The 16736-nt window shown below is 33.2% G+C and carries 19 protein-coding genes; 9 read left to right on the plus strand and 10 right to left on the minus strand.

Features of this window, described 5'->3' with window-relative positions:
• Positions 1–19: 19 nt before the first annotated feature.
• From IHE43_RS22980 to IHE43_RS23010, 7 genes are all read left to right on the plus strand, one after another.
• Positions 20–616, plus strand: a complete 597-nt coding sequence (locus IHE43_RS22980) for a thiamine phosphate synthase (RefSeq protein ID WP_192186036.1) — start codon at positions 20–22, stop codon at positions 614–616.
• Positions 589–1344: a hydroxymethylpyrimidine/phosphomethylpyrimidine kinase gene (locus IHE43_RS22985; RefSeq protein WP_192186037.1), complete on the plus strand. Its 756-nt coding sequence runs from the start codon at positions 589–591 to the stop codon at positions 1342–1344. The genes IHE43_RS22980 and IHE43_RS22985 overlap by 28 nt, the downstream gene beginning before the upstream one ends.
• Positions 1334–1972, plus strand: coding sequence for a thiamine phosphate synthase (locus tag IHE43_RS22990; protein WP_192186038.1), 639 nt, complete (start codon positions 1334–1336; stop codon positions 1970–1972). The genes IHE43_RS22985 and IHE43_RS22990 overlap by 11 nt, the downstream gene beginning before the upstream one ends.
• Positions 1953–2729, plus strand: coding sequence for a thiazole synthase (locus tag IHE43_RS22995; protein WP_305038530.1), 777 nt, complete (start codon positions 1953–1955; stop codon positions 2727–2729). The genes IHE43_RS22990 and IHE43_RS22995 overlap by 20 nt, the downstream gene beginning before the upstream one ends.
• Before the next feature lie 115 nt (positions 2730–2844).
• Positions 2845–3222, plus strand: coding sequence for a GxxExxY protein (locus IHE43_RS23000; protein ID WP_192188281.1), 378 nt, complete (start codon positions 2845–2847; stop codon positions 3220–3222).
• 72 nt (positions 3223–3294) lie between these two features.
• Positions 3295–4416, plus strand: a complete 1122-nt coding sequence (thiH, locus tag IHE43_RS23005) for a 2-iminoacetate synthase ThiH (RefSeq protein WP_192186039.1) — start codon at positions 3295–3297, stop codon at positions 4414–4416.
• Between the two features lie 88 nt (positions 4417–4504).
• A complete protein-coding gene (locus IHE43_RS23010; RefSeq protein ID WP_192186040.1) occupies positions 4505–5215 on the plus strand; it encodes a HesA/MoeB/ThiF family protein in 711 nt (236 codons plus the stop codon).
• On the opposite strand, the gene IHE43_RS23015 is transcribed toward IHE43_RS23010, so the two are convergent.
• From IHE43_RS23015 to IHE43_RS23030, 4 genes are all read right to left on the minus strand, one after another.
• Positions 5212–6006: an MOSC domain-containing protein gene (locus IHE43_RS23015; RefSeq protein ID WP_192186041.1), complete on the minus strand. Its 795-nt coding sequence runs from the start codon at positions 6004–6006 to the stop codon at positions 5212–5214. The two genes, IHE43_RS23010 and IHE43_RS23015, sit on opposite strands and share 4 nt — an antisense overlap.
• Before the next feature lies 1 nt (position 6007).
• Positions 6008–6646 (minus strand): leucyl/phenylalanyl-tRNA--protein transferase, encoded by a 639-nt coding sequence (gene aat / locus IHE43_RS23020; protein WP_192186042.1) that lies wholly within the window; start codon positions 6644–6646, stop codon positions 6008–6010.
• A 237-nt stretch (positions 6647–6883) separates the two neighbouring features.
• Positions 6884–7255 (minus strand): DUF3127 domain-containing protein, encoded by a 372-nt coding sequence (locus tag IHE43_RS23025; protein ID WP_017497965.1) that lies wholly within the window; start codon positions 7253–7255, stop codon positions 6884–6886.
• Between the two features lie 30 nt (positions 7256–7285).
• Positions 7286–8161: a flavin reductase family protein gene (locus tag IHE43_RS23030; protein ID WP_192186043.1), complete on the minus strand. Its 876-nt coding sequence runs from the start codon at positions 8159–8161 to the stop codon at positions 7286–7288.
• A 159-nt stretch (positions 8162–8320) separates the two neighbouring features.
• Here IHE43_RS23030 and IHE43_RS23035 point away from each other — a divergent pair, with 159 nt between their 5' ends.
• Positions 8321–9475, plus strand: a complete 1155-nt coding sequence (locus IHE43_RS23035; protein WP_192186044.1) for a PAS domain-containing sensor histidine kinase — start codon at positions 8321–8323, stop codon at positions 9473–9475.
• 96 nt (positions 9476–9571) lie between these two features.
• Here IHE43_RS23035 and IHE43_RS23040 read toward each other — a convergent pair whose 3' ends face one another.
• Together IHE43_RS23040 and greA are read right to left on the minus strand one after the other, a co-directional pair.
• A complete protein-coding gene (locus IHE43_RS23040) occupies positions 9572–9958 on the minus strand; it encodes an HIT family protein (RefSeq protein WP_192186045.1) in 387 nt (128 codons plus the stop codon).
• 65 nt (positions 9959–10023) lie between these two features.
• Entirely contained in the window at positions 10024–10500 is a 477-nt protein-coding gene (gene greA, locus IHE43_RS23045) for a transcription elongation factor GreA (RefSeq protein WP_192186046.1), read from the minus strand.
• A gap of 155 nt (positions 10501–10655) precedes the next feature.
• Between greA and IHE43_RS23050 the strand changes: the two genes are divergently transcribed.
• Entirely contained in the window at positions 10656–11069 is a 414-nt protein-coding gene (locus IHE43_RS23050; protein ID WP_192186047.1) for a hypothetical protein, read from the plus strand.
• Between the two features lie 52 nt (positions 11070–11121).
• Here the strand turns inward: IHE43_RS23050 and IHE43_RS23055 are convergent, their stop codons facing one another.
• The 4 genes from IHE43_RS23055 to pnuC all read right to left on the minus strand — a co-directional run bounded on the left by IHE43_RS23055 (position 11122) and on the right by pnuC (position 16716).
• Positions 11122–13272, minus strand: coding sequence for a TonB-dependent receptor (locus IHE43_RS23055; RefSeq protein ID WP_192186048.1), 2151 nt, complete (start codon positions 13270–13272; stop codon positions 11122–11124).
• A gap of 338 nt (positions 13273–13610) precedes the next feature.
• Entirely contained in the window at positions 13611–14015 is a 405-nt protein-coding gene (gene arfB / locus IHE43_RS23060) for an alternative ribosome rescue aminoacyl-tRNA hydrolase ArfB (protein WP_192186049.1), read from the minus strand.
• A complete protein-coding gene (locus tag IHE43_RS23065) occupies positions 14015–16132 on the minus strand; it encodes a DUF4301 family protein (RefSeq protein ID WP_192186050.1) in 2118 nt (705 codons plus the stop codon). The genes arfB and IHE43_RS23065 overlap by 1 nt, the downstream gene beginning before the upstream one ends.
• Entirely contained in the window at positions 16093–16716 is a 624-nt protein-coding gene (gene pnuC / locus IHE43_RS23070) for a nicotinamide riboside transporter PnuC (protein ID WP_192186051.1), read from the minus strand. Before pnuC ends, IHE43_RS23065 begins: the two co-directional genes overlap by 40 nt.
• Positions 16717–16736 lie beyond the last annotated feature (20 nt).

The following is a 16736-nucleotide window of genomic DNA, read 5'->3' on the forward strand; positions in this document are numbered from 1 at the left end:
AAGAAGAAAGAAAAAAGATATGATTGTGATTACAAATCCTTCTGCCATTTCTAATGAAATCAACATTATTGATTCTTTATTTGAGGAAGGATTGTCTTTGCTTCATATTCGGAAACCTGATTTTTGTGAGGTTGAAATGGCGCAATTTATTGATCAGATAAAAGTAGAATTTAGATCTAATTTAGTTTTACATAGTCAGCATCAATTGGCAGAAGATTTTGGAATTAACCGAATTCATTTTTCTGAAAAATATAGAAACCATTCTCATGACTTTGCTGTAAGGTTTTCAAAACCTTGTAGTTCTAAATCAACATCAACTCATTCCATTGAAGATTTCAATTCTTTAGAGAATAATTTTGACTATGCCTTTTTAAGTCCTGTTTTTAAAAGCATTTCTAAAGAAAATTATCATCCGGAAAAGGATCTTTTTGCTGCTTTAAAATCGAGAACAAATTTCAAAACAAAAGTTATCGGTTTAGGTGGAATCGATTCTGAAAACATCAAAAAAACACTTGAAAACGGATTTAATGATGTCGCCCTTTTAGGAAGCATCTGGAATAGTGAAAACCCTGTAAAACAATTTAAATTATGTCAGCAAATCGCCCAATCGTATTAAGCATAGCAGGATTTGATCCTTGTGGTGGCGCGGGTGTTTTGGCAGATGTTAAAACATTCGAACAACATCAGGTGACTGGTTTTGCTGTTATAACTGCAAATACAATTCAGACAGAAAATGGCTTTTATGAAATTCAATGGATCAATTTGAGTTTTGTAATCCGTTCCATTGAAACACTGTTTCTAAGTTATAAAATCAAAACGGTAAAGATTGGAATTATACCAAGTCTGCATTACTTAAACCGGATTCTTTCGACGATAAAACTGTTGTCTCCCACTACTAAAATTGTTTGGGATCCGGTTTTAAAATCCACAACAAAATTCGAATTTTTAAAAGTCGAAGAAGATTCTGATCTTAATAAAGTCCTTTCAAAAATTGATTTGATTACGCCTAATTACAACGAAATTGAAATTTTATTCCCCGGTTTTATTCCAAACAAACTATGGCTCCAAAATGAAATTCCAACCAACATTTTACTTAAAGGAGGACATAACGAATCAGAAATTGGTACTGATCGTTTATTCCTAAAAACCGGAATTATTGATTTAGCCCCTTCAGAAAAAAAATGCTTTGAAAAACATGGTTCCGGCTGTGTATTATCAGCAGCAATCGCCTCAAATCTGGCATTAGATCAAACTTTGCAAGAAGCTTGTAAAAATGCAAAAACCTACATAGAAAAATACCTGAGTTCAACATCAACTTTAATCGGATATCACTATGTACAATAAACTGCAATACATTTCGCAAGGAAATACAATCGAAGAACAATTGTATAATATTCATCACGCCTTAGATGCCGGGTGCGACTGGATACAAATGCGTTTCAAAAATCAAACAGCCAAAAACACTTTTGCTTTAGCAGAAGCGGTAAAATTTTTATGCGAAGAATATCTCGCCAATTTTATTGTAAATGACAATTTATATCTCGCACAACAAATCGCAGCAGATGGTGTGCATTTAGGTTTAACCGACATGAATATTGCGGAAGCAAGAGCGATTTTAGGAAATACCAAAATTATTGGAGGAACAGCCAACACCTTTGAAGATGTTGAAAATCACGTAAAAAATGGTTGTGATTATATCGGATTAGGACCGTTTAGATTTACCAGTACAAAAGAAAAATTAAGCCCAATTTTAGGTCTGTCCAGTTATTATACAATTCTTCAGAAAATGAAAGATCATAAAATAAAGACTCCGGTTTATGCTATTGGAGGAATTACATTAAATGACATCAATCCAATAATGGAAACCGGAATTCATGGAATAGCTGTCTCCGGGATGATTACAAAAAGTGATCAAAAAGAAAAATTAATTCAACAACTCAACGAAAAATTATATGCAAACGTCATTGTTTAATATTGGGGATAAAACTTTTAAATCTCGTCTATTCTTAGGAACAGGAAAATTTGGTTCTAATGTCCAGATGGAAGAAGCGATTTTGGCATCAGAAAGTGAATTGGTGACGGTGGCCTTAAAACGTATCGATCTTGAAACGGATACCGATGCTATTTTGTCGCATTTAAAACATCCTAAAATTAATTTATTACCCAATACTTCTGGCGCAAGAAATGCAAAAGAAGCTGTTTTTGCAGCACAGTTAGCAAGAGAAGCACTCGAAACAAATTGGATAAAACTTGAGATTCATCCGGATCCAAAATATTTAATGCCAGATCCGATTGAAACATTAAAAGCAACGGAGGAATTAGCAAAACTGGGATTTTTTGTATTACCGTACATTCATGCCGATCCTGTTTTATGCAAACATTTAGAAAGTGCAGGAACTACGGCGGTAATGCCATTGGGCTCCCCAATTGGAAGTAACAAAGGCTTAAAAACTATTGATTTCCTTGAAATTATTATCGAACAAAGTAATGTTCCGGTAATTGTAGATGCCGGAATTGGAGCACCATCAGATGCTGCAAAAGCAATGGAAATTGGTGCTGACGCTGTTTTGGTTAATACTGCAATTGCCGTCGCCGGAAATCCAAAATTAATGGCTGAAGCTTTTAGAGAAGCTATTATTGCAGGAAGAAAAGCTTTTGAAGCTAAAATTGCTCATCAGCAAAATTATGCTGTTGCTTCTAGTCCTTTGACATCTTTTTTATATGAGTAAATTATTTCACGCAGATTTTGCAGATTTAAGCAGATTAAAAATGATTTTTATATGTTGAATACTATAAAAATTGGATACTAAAAATCAATTAAAAAAGAAAGAAAATTCTTTAATTTTGACTGAAAATGAAATATCGTATGTAGTTCGAGGAGCAATTTTTAAAGTTTATAATAATTTAGGACCTGGATTATTTGAGTCAGTTTATGAAAGTGCCCTGTTTTATGAATTAACAAAAACAGATTTAAAAGTTCAGAAACAAGTTGAAATTATAATTCCTTACGGAGAAATAATATTAGATCCTGCTTTTAGAATTGATCTTTTAGTTGAAGATAAAGTAATAATTGAATTAAAATCTGTTGAAGAATTGGCATCAATACATTATAAACAGCTTTCTACTTATTTGAGACTCTCGAATAAAAAATTAGGTCTACTTGTTAATTTCAATACTCTAAACATACTAGATGATATAAAACGAATTGCAAATAAGGTATAAGTATAGCAAATTAAATCAATTTTAATCTGCTTAAATCTGCAAAATCTGCGTGAAACAAAAACACACAATCCAATGAAAACATTTAAATCCGTTTTTGACAATTACAATTGGGATTCCATTCAATCTAAAATATACCAGACAACTTCTCTGGATGTCGAACGTGCGTTGGCTAAAACAAACCGGAGTCTTGATGATTTTTTAGTTTTGATTTCTCCTGTTGCCCAAAATTATTTGGAGCAAATGGCACAGCAATGTCATAAACTAACCAAAAAACGTTTCGGAAAAACCATTCAGATGTATGCTCCGCTTTATTTAAGCAACGAATGCCAGAACATTTGTACCTATTGTGGTTTCAGTTTAGACAATAAAATCAAACGAAAAACACTTACTGACGCAGAAATTAAGCTCGAAGTCCAAGAATTAAAAAAAGTTGGTTTTGATCATGTTTTACTAGTTACCGGCGAAGCAAATTACACGGTAAATATTAATTATTTTCTGAATGCAATTGCTTTAATTCGAGAACAATTTTCGATTATCTCTGTTGAAGTTCAGCCGCTATCTACCGAAGATTATGAACGTTTGCATGAAGCGGGCGTTTATTCCGTTTTGGTGTATCAGGAAACCTACCATCAGGAAGTTTATAAAAAATATCACACCAAAGGAAAAAAATCAAATTTCGATTATCGATTAGAAACCCCAGACAGAATCGGAACTGCAGGAATTCATAAAATTGGTTTAGGGGTTCTATTAGGTTTGGAAGATTGGCGAATCGATAGTTTTTTCAACGCGCTGCATTTAGATTATCTACAGAGAAAATATTGGCAGACGAAATATTCGGTTTCATTTCCAAGATTGCGTCCTGCTGAAGGCATTATCGAACCCAATTTCATTATGGATGATAAAGATTTAACACAACTTATTTGTGCTTATCGCCTATGGAATGAAGATCTGGAAATTTCCATTTCGACCCGTGAAAACGAAAAATTCAGAAACAATATTATTCCGATTGGAGTAACCAGTATGAGTGCAGGTTCTAAAACAAACCCCGGTGGTTATGTGGTAGATCCGCAATCCTTAGAGCAATTTGAAATCAGCGATGAAAGATCTGCAAAAGAAATATCAGAAATCATAAAAAAATCAGGCTACGAACCAGTCTGGAAGGATTGGGACAGAACATTTAGTCAAAAGTCTTAAAGTCGCAAGTCATAAAGTCTATCGACTTTTGACGTATACCTTTTGACTTTCGACTTTACAACTTTCAAACTTTAAGACTAAAAAAAAAATGAGTATTATACAAGAATTTCTACGTTACAACCGACAAACCATCCTTCCTGAAATTGGCGATGAAGGTCAGGAAAAACTCAAAAAATCCAAAGTTTTGGTTATTGGTGCCGGTGGTTTGGGTTGCCCTATTTTACAATATATTGCAACGGCCGGAGTTGGTTTTATTGGAATTATGGATTTTGATAGTATCGAAATTCACAATTTACACCGACAGATTTTATATACTGAAACTGAAATTGGAAAAGAAAAAGCGCTTGTTGCGAAAGAAGTCGTTTCTAAATTGAATCCCTTAATAGAGGTTGAAGCTATTAATGTAAAATTGACAACTGAAAACGCAGCTAGAATCATTCAGCAATACGATGTTATTGTTGATGGATCAGATAATTTTGCCACACGTTATTTAGTAAACGATACGTGTGTACTATTTCAAAAACCATTGGTATACGGAAGTATTTTAAAATTTGAAGGCCAGGTTGCGGTTTTTAATCATAACGGAAGCAAAAACCTTCGTGATTTATTTCCTGAAATGCCAGATCCAAAAGAGGTTCCGAATTGTAATTTGAATGGCGTTTTAGGAACATTGCCTGGGATCATTGGTACCATGATGGCGCATGAAACACTCAAATTAATTTTAGAATTACCAACCCTAAAAAATGAATTGGTCCTTTTTAACACATTAAATTGGGGTTTTACAAAGTTAAATTTCTAAAGAACCACCTCATCGCCAACGGTAATTATTCCAGAATTCAAACTAACAATATTAGTTCCGAATAAAACAGAGTTATTTACATTTCGATACTTGCTTAAGGTTTTCAAAGGTTCTTTTTTGACGATCCCTTTCTGCGGATCATTATTTACCATAATACATCTTCCGCAAGGTTTTACATTTTTAAATTGAACTTCGCCAATTTTGAATGTATCGAATCCATCTTCTTCATGTTCTTTTTGAGTACTGATCACAATGTTTGGACGAAATCTTTTTATTGTAATTTTTTCAGTCAATTTATTATTCAAAAATTCAAGACTTTCTGTTCCAATTAATAAATACGGATAACCATCAGCCAAACTTACATTAAAGGTTTCTTTTAGTCGGGAACTTTCATGTTTGCGATCTCCATTTTTAATGATTTTGACCAGTTTACATTTGAAACCCAATTGGTCACTAAACCATTTTGAAGTTGACTTATTTACCTCAACAACTTCGCTTTTATCATCCCAAACATTCACCTGTATTGGATTATCTAAATTTTCCGTTGTAGAAAATTCATGCTTTTGATCTTTAAAAGAAATACTAATTTTTCCATCAGCAATTTGCGGATAAAACTGACTCATAACAGGATATTCTCTTTGCGTTATCATTTGATTTTCTGCATCCAGCAACATCCAACGACGATCATTTTCAAAGCCCATTTCTTCAGCTTTAGCATTTTTACAGCTAATTCCAGCCAAACTTTTTATCGGATAAATATAAATTTCTTTTACAACATGAATTGCACTCATTTTACTTACTTTTTAAAATAGCTATAAATTCATCACGATCGATTTCGCGACAGCCTAAACTCTCTAAATGCGGATTATAAACCTGACAATCTAATAACTTATAATTTTCTTTTTCTAATTTATTTACCAAAGCGATAAAAGCAACTTTTGAGGCATTAGAAACTTTTGAAAACATACTTTCTCCGCAAAAAATATCACCCAAATCAATTCCGTATAAACCGCCAACTAAAACCTCATCCTGCCAAACCTCAACAGATTTTGCAACTCCCTGATTGTGCAGTTTACAATAGGCTTCGATCATTTCGTTTGAAATCCAGGTTCCGTCCTGACCATCGCGTTTTATTTTTTGGCAATTCAAAATTACAGCTGTAAAATTTTGATTAAAGGTAACTTTAAACTGATTTCTATTCAAAATATTACGCATGCTTTTAGACACAATTAATTCATCCAAAAACAAAACCATTCTGGGATCTGGCGACCACCACAAAATAGGTTCTCCTTCATTAAACCAAGGGAAAATTCCGTTTTTGTAAGCCAGCTTTAATCTTTCTGTATTTAAATCCCCACCAATTGCCAGAATGCCATCTTCATCGGCTTCTGAAACGGGAGGAAAGAAAAGTTCTTGAGATAAATAATACATCTTTAAAAATAAACAATTTTTAAATTCCAATTTCCAATTTTCACAATCTTGTCATTTCGACCGAAGGGAGAAATCACACTCGAAACTCTACAAAGTTTGGCGATTTTGTTTGCGGAATTACTTGTGTGATTTCTCCCTTCGGTCGAAATGACAAAAATGAGATCAATATAAAAAATTCCAAATCCCAATACACAGAATGATTTGGAATTTGGAATTTATATTTTGGAATTTAAACTTTTAGAAAGGCAAATCGTCTGGTTCGTCTTCGTTTAAGTTTGTTGCCGGAGCAAAAGCTTCTGCAGCTGGCATTGGAGGCGTTTGTCCAGGACCTTCTGGTGCTAATCTTTCGATTCTCCAACCTTGAATACTATTAAAATATCTAGTTTCTCCTTGTGGATTAACCCATTCTCTTCCTCTTAAATTGATAGAAACTTTTACCGCTTCACCTTGTTTGTAGCTGCTCAATAAATCACATTTATCCTGAGTAAATTCAATCAAAATGTGTTGAGGATATTGCTCGTCTGTAGTAACAACCAATTCTCTTTTTTTGAATGCAGCACTAACTTGTTGCTCTGGGTTAACCACTTTTACTTTTCCTGTAACTTCCATCTTCGTCTATATTAATTATTGTTTCTATTCTTATTTTTTGGCTAAAAGCACTTTCCAGGCCGATGCAATATCATCTTTATTGAGATATTTTTTGGCTTCTAAATGAATCTTTTCCTGATCATCTGAGCTTAAAACTCCTTTCACTGAAAAATTTTCTTTCACAAATATACTAACTTCTTCCGTTGTAGGCAAGGCTTCTATATTGCCTAATTTTCCGAGATCATTTCCGTTAAAGACTGAGCTTTCTTTGATGAAATTAGGAATTACATCTACTCCAACCCCTAAAGTCGTTAGCGGTTTTGGCACTTCAAAAAGTCCCTGGTTCGATCTTGAGTACCAATTATTTCCAAGTCTTGAAACCAAATCAATTTTATGTTGATCGATAGCTCCATTTTCATCTAAAACAGCTTCATGAATATGCATTTTCACCACTTCACAAAGTATCAGATTTCCAGCTCCACCTTCTGTTCCTAAAGGAATAATCTGCGTGACTTTGCACTCAAACTGCACCGGAGACTCTTTTACACGATATGGTTTTACCAAATCCGACGGAATCTGTGTTAATCCTGCCTTTATAAACTCATTTACACCTTCTCCATATTCTGTACTTGCCAATGAAGTTTGCTGTACTAAATCATAATTAACCACATTTATAACAACTTCACGAGTTGCCTCAACATTAATCAACGTATGTTTCACCGTATTGTCACGTACACGTCGTGCCGGCGAAAAAACCAATATTGGGGGATTGGCACTAAATACATTAAAGAAACTAAAGGGTGACAAATTCGGAATTCCTTTTGCGCTTATTGTACTGGCAAAAGCAATTGGTCTTGGCCCTACAGCACTTTGCAGATAACCATGTAATTTTGCCGTTGGAATCTCTTTTGGATTAATGCTAATCATATTTTTTCTTTTTAACCGAATCTCATTTCGGTATCTGCAAAAGTAGAGAAATCGTTTAATCCAAAGAAATACTTTAGGACATAAAAACAAAAATCTTTAGCAAATAACAAAATATAAAATGTGTTTATTTCGTTATATTTATACCTCAAAAAAATACCTATGTCTTTTTCCGAAAGAAGAAATACTACCCGCTGGATTATCATTTCCATTTCCTTTTTAATCATTTCTCTGATTCTTTGGAATACCTATATCTTTTTTCAGGTTTTCAAAAACGAAGAAAGGTTAAAAATGAATCTTTTAGCTAATGCACAGAAGGCTTTAGTTAATGCTGATGAAAACACAGACTTAGATTTACCACTTGAAATTTTAAACAACAATCACTCAGTTCCGGTAATGCTAACGATGTATGGCGATAAGATTATCAGCTCTGTCAATGTGCCGGAAAAAATAATGGAAGACGAGGAAAAATCACTGTCCTATTTAAAAAATTTAAAGCGAGAAAATGATCCGATTGTTATTGAATATGCTCCGGGGAAATTTCAGAAATTATATTATGGAAACTCTGAGTTAATCAATAAACTCAAATATTATCCGATTGCTTTACTACTGATTATCTTTTTGTTTGGTGCATTGATTTACAATTTTTACAAAAGCACCAAAATGGCTACGCAAAATAAGCTATGGGCAGGTATGGCAAAAGAAACGGCTCATCAAATTGGTACGCCTCTTTCTTCCTTAATAGGCTGGGTTGAAATTTTAAGAACAGAAGAAATTGATCCATCCATAACGGTGGAAATTGAAAAAGATATTGACCGATTGCAAACCATTACAGATCGTTTTTCTAAAATTGGTTCTATTCCTGCTTTAGAAGTTCATGATATCGTTTCTGAAACTTTAAGTAGTTATGAATATCTGCAATCACGATTTTCAAAACAAGTCACTTTTTCTTATGACGCTCCAAAGGAACCTGTTTTAGCCATGATAAATCCAACGCTTCATAGCTGGACGATTGAGAATCTTGTTAAAAATGCCATTGATGCTATGAAAGGAAAAGGAACTTTAGATCTTCAAATTGAACAAGATGCGCATCATGTTAAAATAAATATCAAAGATTCAGGAACGGGAATTTTAAAAAAGCAATTCAAAACCATTTTTGAACCTGGCTTTACAACTAAAAAACGCGGTTGGGGATTAGGGCTTTCTTTAACCAAAAGAATTGTAGAAGAATATCACCGTGGCAAAATAAAAGTTTTGCATTCTGAGATTGGAAAAGGAACTACATTTCAGATTTTACTAAATAAAAAAGAGCAGTAAAAATTTACTGCTCTTTTTTATTTTTGTCAGGTTGAGCGAAGTCGAAACCTTTTGATAAAGCGGGACTTCGACTTCGCTCAGTCTGACATTATATTTTTACAAATTCGCCTGAATGCTTTTAGCCAAAGCTTCAAATTCTTCTTTAGAAAGTGAGACTTTATTTTGAAAACGCATCTCATCCATATGATTTAAAGGAATCAAATGAACGTGTGCGTGAGGAACTTCTAAACCAACAACTGCCATACCAACTCTTTTGCAAGGAACGGTTTTTTCTAAAGCAATTGCAACTTTCTTAGAAAACTTCATTAGCCCTAAATACAATTCATCATCCATATCAAAAATCTTGTCGATTTCTTGTTTTGGAATACAAAGCGTGTGCCCTTTTGCATTTGGATTTACATCTAAAAAAGCCAAATAATTATCGTTTTCGGCAATTTTATAAGAAGGAATTTCTCCGTTTACTATTTTCGTGAATAAGCTCATTGTGTAATCATTTATTTGGTTAATCGTTTAACCGATTGAACGATTAAACAGTTAAACTAAAAAATTTAATCTCTGGAAATTTCAAGAATTTCAAATTTCAGAACTCCGTTTGGAACCGTAATTTCGGCAACTTCCCCAACAGATTTTCCAAGTAAACCTTTTCCAATAGGAGATGTTACTGAGATTTTTCCAGTTTTAAGGTCGGCTTCACTTTCAGCAACAAGTGTATATTTCATTTCCATTCCGTTGCTTTGGTTCTTAATTTTTACATTAGAAAGCACCAATGCTTTCGAAACATCCAATTGTGATTCGTCTATTAATCTGGCGTTAGAATACACTTCTTCCAGTTTAGCAATTCTCATTTCTAATAAGCCCTGCGCTTCTTTTGCTGCATCATATTCGGCATTTTCAGATAAATCACCTTTATCTCTTGCTTCTGCTATATCTTGAGATGCCTTAGGACGCATTACACTTTTTAAATGCTCCAACTCCTCTTTTAATTTTTTTAATCCTTCTGCTGTATAATAAGATACATTACTCATAACTTCATCGTTTATATAAATACAAAAAATCCCATCGGGACGGGATTTTGTATTACAAATATACTATTATTTTTAATAGTACATAATTATATGTTAATCATATAAAAATCAAAACTAAATAATTTATTTTTGTTTAACTAATTCTTATTAAAATAATGGAAAAATTCTGGCTCTTAATCGTATTTGTTTCTGTTCTTTTCTCTTGTAGTGGCAATGAAAGAAGCAATAATAATCCAAACATACCTAATTACTCTGTCAATTTATCGGTAGATATGAATCTCCCGGCATATTCAAATCTTAAATTTGTAAGCAATGGTGTTATTGTTCCGAATTTTGGAGCAAAAGGGGTTATCATTTTTAACGCTGGAAGCGGATACAACGCTTTTGATGCTGCGTGCCCAAATCAGGCTTTAAATTCCTGCACAGCTATGACCATTGATGGTATTAATGCCGTTTGCTCTTGCGATAAAACTGCATACAGTTTATTTACCGGACTTGGAGGTAAGGAATATCCGCTGAAACAATACAAAGTAGAAGTTACAGGAACACTGATTCACGTTTATAATTAAAAACAAAAAAGCCTGAAAGTTAATTTTCAGGCTTTTTTGTTTTTAGGATATTTTAGAATTTCAAAGTTAGTCCGGCTAAGAAATTGATTCCTGCCTGTGGATAATAATAAGGATAAATATCCCACATTGCCCCATTAGAAACATATTTTTTATCTAAAATATTATTTACCAAACCTGTAATCATTATCGATTTAAAAACAGATTTTGGCTTAATTTCATAAGATACATTCAAATCGTTTACAAAGTAATCAGCCAGTTTTGCTGATGGCAATTCGATATTATTCATGTATTGCTCACCAACATATTTCTGTAATAATGAAATATGCAAACTTTCAAGTGGGCTATAAACAATAATATTTCCTGCAATTACTTCTGGTGAATAGGCAATTTTAGTCGTTCCGTAATTCTGACCTTCAACAGCCAGATCAACATTTTTATTACTGCTTAAAGTAAAGTTTGGTCGAAGCATAAATTTCTCTGATAATTTAATCGTTGCATCGACTTCAAATCCTAAACGGTAACTTTTATCCGTATTTGAACGAATTGGAGCTCCAACATCATCTAATGTTCCGGTTAAGATCAACTGATCTTTGTAAGCCATATAATAGAAATTCGAATTCAGTTGAAATTTCTCTGAATTAAATCTCCAGCCTAATTCAAAATCATTTAGTTTTTCCGGTTTTACATTTCCGCCTTCGTAATCCGTTCTGTTTGGCTCACGATTCGCTCTTGCGTATGAAAAATAAAGCGTGTTTTTTTGATTGATTTCGTAATTTAAACCCGCTTTCGGATTAAAGAAATTGAAATTGTCATCAACTAAACCAGTTTCTGCACTATTGGCTTTGTATTTTACATTTCTATATTGCAAATCGCCATAAAAGCTTAATTTTTCTGTAAATTGATAATTGGCTTTCGCAAAAATATTTCCATCCGTTTTAGTCGAAAAATCATCGTAATAATGATCTCCCAATTCTGATTGAGAAGCATATCTCGCCCAAATCACTTTCCCAAAATGACCTCCTTCATATTTGTTCCAGCCTCCGCCAAAAATAACATCAAGTTTTTCATCCTTATATTTGACAGAAAATGTTGTTCCGTAGAAATCATTATCCAACCATTTTTGACGTACTAAATCGGTTGTTGTTATTACTCCAACTGGCAGTAAACTATAGTCGGCCATTTCAGCATCTTCCTTGTAGTTTTCGTAATATCCTTTTCCTTTAGTATAATGAACCGCCAAGTTTGAGCTCCATTTATCAGACAAAGCCTCACTCCAATGCAATTGATAATGATCCTGCTGATAGTTATCAGTTTCATTATCGTAAAAACGAACATTTCCAGATTCGTCTGTATACATTCCGGCAGAATTGAAAGTACGATTTGAATTTAGGGTTTCAGCATCAATCCCATTCCATGATTGGTATGTTTTTTCTGTTCCTCCAAAAACTAATGCTTTAATTAAAGTAGTTTTACCAACATAAGTTCCCTGTAAAAAATAAGATTTCAAATCTGAACTCGCCCTGTCTACATAACCATCTGATTTAATTCTGGACAAACGTCCGGCTAATTCAAAATGATCATTTAATAAACCTGTACTGAATTTTACTGTATTTTTTTGAGAATTGAAACTTCCATAAGAACTTGAAATTTCACCATTTGCTTTTGAAGCATAATTATCTGTCAGCATATTTAAACTGGCGCCAAAAGCAGCAGAACCGTTTGTTGATGTTCCGACACCACGCTGTAATTGCAGACTCTCTACAGAAGAAGCAAAATCGGGCATATTTACCCAAAATGTTCCCTGACTTTCAGCATCATTGTATGGAATTCCGTTTATAGTCACGTTAACACGTGTTGCATCGCTTCCGCGGACGCGAATTCCGGTGTAACCCATTCCGTTTCCTGCATCAGAAGTTGTCACGACAGATGGCAGATAATTCATTAAAATTGGAATATCCTGACCCAGGTTTCTGTATTTAATATCTTTTTTATCCAAATTACTAAATGTAACCGGCGTTTTTGTAGTAACACGAACTGCTGAAACCAACACCTCATCAAGAGAATTTACTTTGGTAGAATCTTGTTCCTGAGCAATAGAGAATAGAGTAAAGAGTAAAGAAAATAGAGTAAAGAGAATAGACTTTTGGTTCAGCTTTGAACCTTTGTACCTTTGTACCTTTGTACCTTTAAGAGAAGTTTTCATCCGTAAAAAAATTACGAATAAAAGGGGGAATTATTCTTTTTGTTAAATTAATAAATGTGTTTCTTACGACAAGATATAGTGTGCACGCTAACAATTGTCATTTTTTCCCTTAGCAACATTACTCGCTCAGGTTCTTTGGGTATGATCTCAGCTCGTTATTTAGAGCACCCCTTTGAGACAGTGCAAATGTAGTGTTAAAAAACAAATTCCAAAAATTAAATTCCAAATTCCAAAAAACTCATAGATTGAATAAAATTCCAAAAACTAAAATTCCAAATTCCAATTAAAAACTACATAAAGTAAGCTTTGTTTGGAATTTGGAATTTATAAATTGGGATTTAATCTATGTTTGGTTTCTTGCGGGATTGTTTTATTTCAGAGATATTTTTTTTGTCTTTAATTCGTTTTTTGATTACAGATTTCGGAATCTTAGTTACTTTTCGAACCTTCGGAACAAACAATCCTTTTTTAATGATTTCTAAAAAACGTTTTACAACAATATCCCTGTTTTTAAGCTGGCTGCGGTCTTCGTCACAATTTAAAATCAGAATGTTTTCGGTAGTTAAGCGCGGTGCAATATTCATCACCAAAAGTGATTTTTCTTCTTCAGATAAAGCCTGAGAAGCATTCAAATCAAAAGTCAACACTACTTTTGAAGACACTTTATTTACATTTTGTCCACCGGCGCCACTGCTGCGAACAGCCTTAAAACTTAATTCAGATATGATTTTTTCGGCATCCATTATTGCGGTTGATGTGCTGCTTTTAATAAGTCATTTACCGTTTTCACCGGATTAAAAGTGATCAATGGAACCGCCACAAAAACGGTAAGCCAATTGGCCATTGCACCATTCCATAATCCAGGCAATTCATAACTTTTAACCGTTTTTCCTTCAAAGTTTTTTTCTACAATAAACCCTGCATTTTGATCTGTAAATTGCATTAAATCAAACTTATTATTTTTATAATCTCTAATTCCGCACACTAAATCAACCGGATTAAAATGTGTTGCTTCTTTTAAAATACTATGCTGTTTTTTATCACTTACATCAACCTGAGAAGCTTCTACAATTTGCAAAGAAACGACACCTTTATTATTCATTACCCAAAATGGTCCACCTCCAGGTTCTCCTTCATTTTTAACCATACCACAAACACGAATCGGTCGATCCAGCAATTCTTTTATCTTAGAAATTTTATTTTCAAAGGTGAATTTATTAAAATCATTTGTCAACTTTGCATTAAGCCTGTTCGACAAAAACAGAATAATTTCATCTATATTATCTTCTTTAATTTCCTGATTTTCAATGATCCTAAGATAACTAAAAACTTTTTGCTGAATTTCTATTAAAACACCTGCCAATGCTTTTTTATACAATGTAGTTTTCTCAATATGATTTTGAATTACATTATCGATATTTTTGATAAAAATAATATCCGATTCGAGCACATTTAAATTCTCGATTAAAGCACCATGTCCACCTGGTCTAAAAACCAGTTCATTATTTTTATTGTCACGAACGAGTTTGTTTTTAAGATCAACCGCAATCGAATCTGTAGATTTGTTTTGATATGAATAACTAATAGCTGTTTTAACTCCTGAATTCTTTTCTACTTTTTCCTTAACAGCTTCAACTGCATTTTCAAATAAATTTTGATGTGCCTCGGTTACAGTAAAATGAAGATTGGAAACCTGATTTGATGAAGCATAATGTGCACACTCGTTCAAATGCTCTTCTATTGGATTTGCAATATGTGTCTTATATTTATGAAAAGGCAAAACAGCCTTTGGCTTATTGGCAAAGTCAAAATAGTCTGAGGACAATAATAATTTTATAAAATAATAATTTTTATAATCTCTATCTAAAGTATCGAAATCAGGATAAAGCATTTTTAATTTTTTATCTACATCTTTAAAAAATGGAAATTTCTCCATTGCGACTATAAAAATAGGCAGTTCTTTATCTTTTTTTCGATTGATGTAGGCATTTATCGTTTCTTTTTCAATATCAAAATCGTTCAAAAAAGTTCGCAAAAACTTGAACATTCTTGTTGCAGCACCTGAGGCCGGAACAAATTTCTTTATTTTCAAATTTGATTTCTGAGACTCAAAAAAATTCGCTTTTTCTTCGAATTCTGCTTCTGATAAACTTAGAATTCCGGTATTAATTTTCGCCGGACTTACTAAATTACTTTTTGTAATTCCGTTTTTTAAAATCTCTAGTTGCTTTAAAATAGTAGCAAAAGGAATTCCTTTATTATATATGTAAACAAAATCCGCTGAAGAAAAACCACGATTTTTAGCTATAGCCAAATTGTCTATAATTGAAGATGCTTTTATCAGGCGACTTTCTTTATCTCCGGAAAGCGTGATAAAAGGTTTATTACTATCTATCAGACTTTGTTTGAAAACAGAAAAAACCGTTTCCCGACCATTAGGCGTATCCCTGATATCATCTTTTTCCCAAGGAACATCAATATCCGTCAGAAAAAACAAATCGTATTCATGTTCCAGCGCTGCTTGATTTAAGAGCGGATCACAAAAACCGTAATACATTTCAGAAAAAACTTTGGTAACCATTAAATTGGTATCGCAAAACAAATATTTCTTTGCTGTAGAAAGTTTTTGATTTTCTAGCGCAGTCTGGCCATACGCAATAGGAAGCATATCATCAGCAATACAAATATGCTGATTCTCTTCCCATTTTTCTTGTAAATAGTCACGTGCAAACTCAGGAACCCAGTCGGTTTCATAGTAATCTGCAAGTTGTTTTGCTAAAGTAGTTTTTCCTGTACTTTCAGGACCAAATAAAGCAATTTTTATGATATTTGTTTTTTGCTGTCTAAGATTTTTCTCCATTCTAAATAAGCTGAAATAGCTAAAATTGTAAAAATTAAATACTGAAGTGACAACATCCCTAAGCCACGATAAGCATAAAGAGGCACTACAATAATATCACCAATAATCCAAAGTGTCCAGTTTTCGATTTTTTTTCTGGCCATGTACCACATTCCAGCAAAAAATATTCCAGACGAAATCATATCGACATAATTGTCGGGATTGATCGTATAATCAAAATATTTATAGATCCCGAAAACTACACAAACAGTAACAATAAACAGTACAATTCCGATTATTTTTTCATTACTATTTGTACGCGTAATTGGCATATTGTCTTCCGTTGTTCCACCTTTTGCCCAGACATACCAGCCATAAATACTCATTACGGAGAAATATCCGTTGATAATCATATCACCAATATAACCTGCAATATATAAAAGATATACTGAAATTACGGTAGCAATTAACCCCGTTGGATAAACCCAGATATTCTCCTTTTTAGCAAACCAAACACTTAATATTCCACATACAAAAACTAAAAACTCTAAAGCAATATGCCATAAAGGAGCATTTTTGTAACTGTCAAGAAAAAAATTAATCATTTGGTTGGTTGTTTGGTTAT

The organism is Flavobacterium sp. MDT1-60 (assembly GCF_014844035.1).
Lineage (GTDB): Bacteria > Bacteroidota > Bacteroidia > Flavobacteriales > Flavobacteriaceae > Flavobacterium.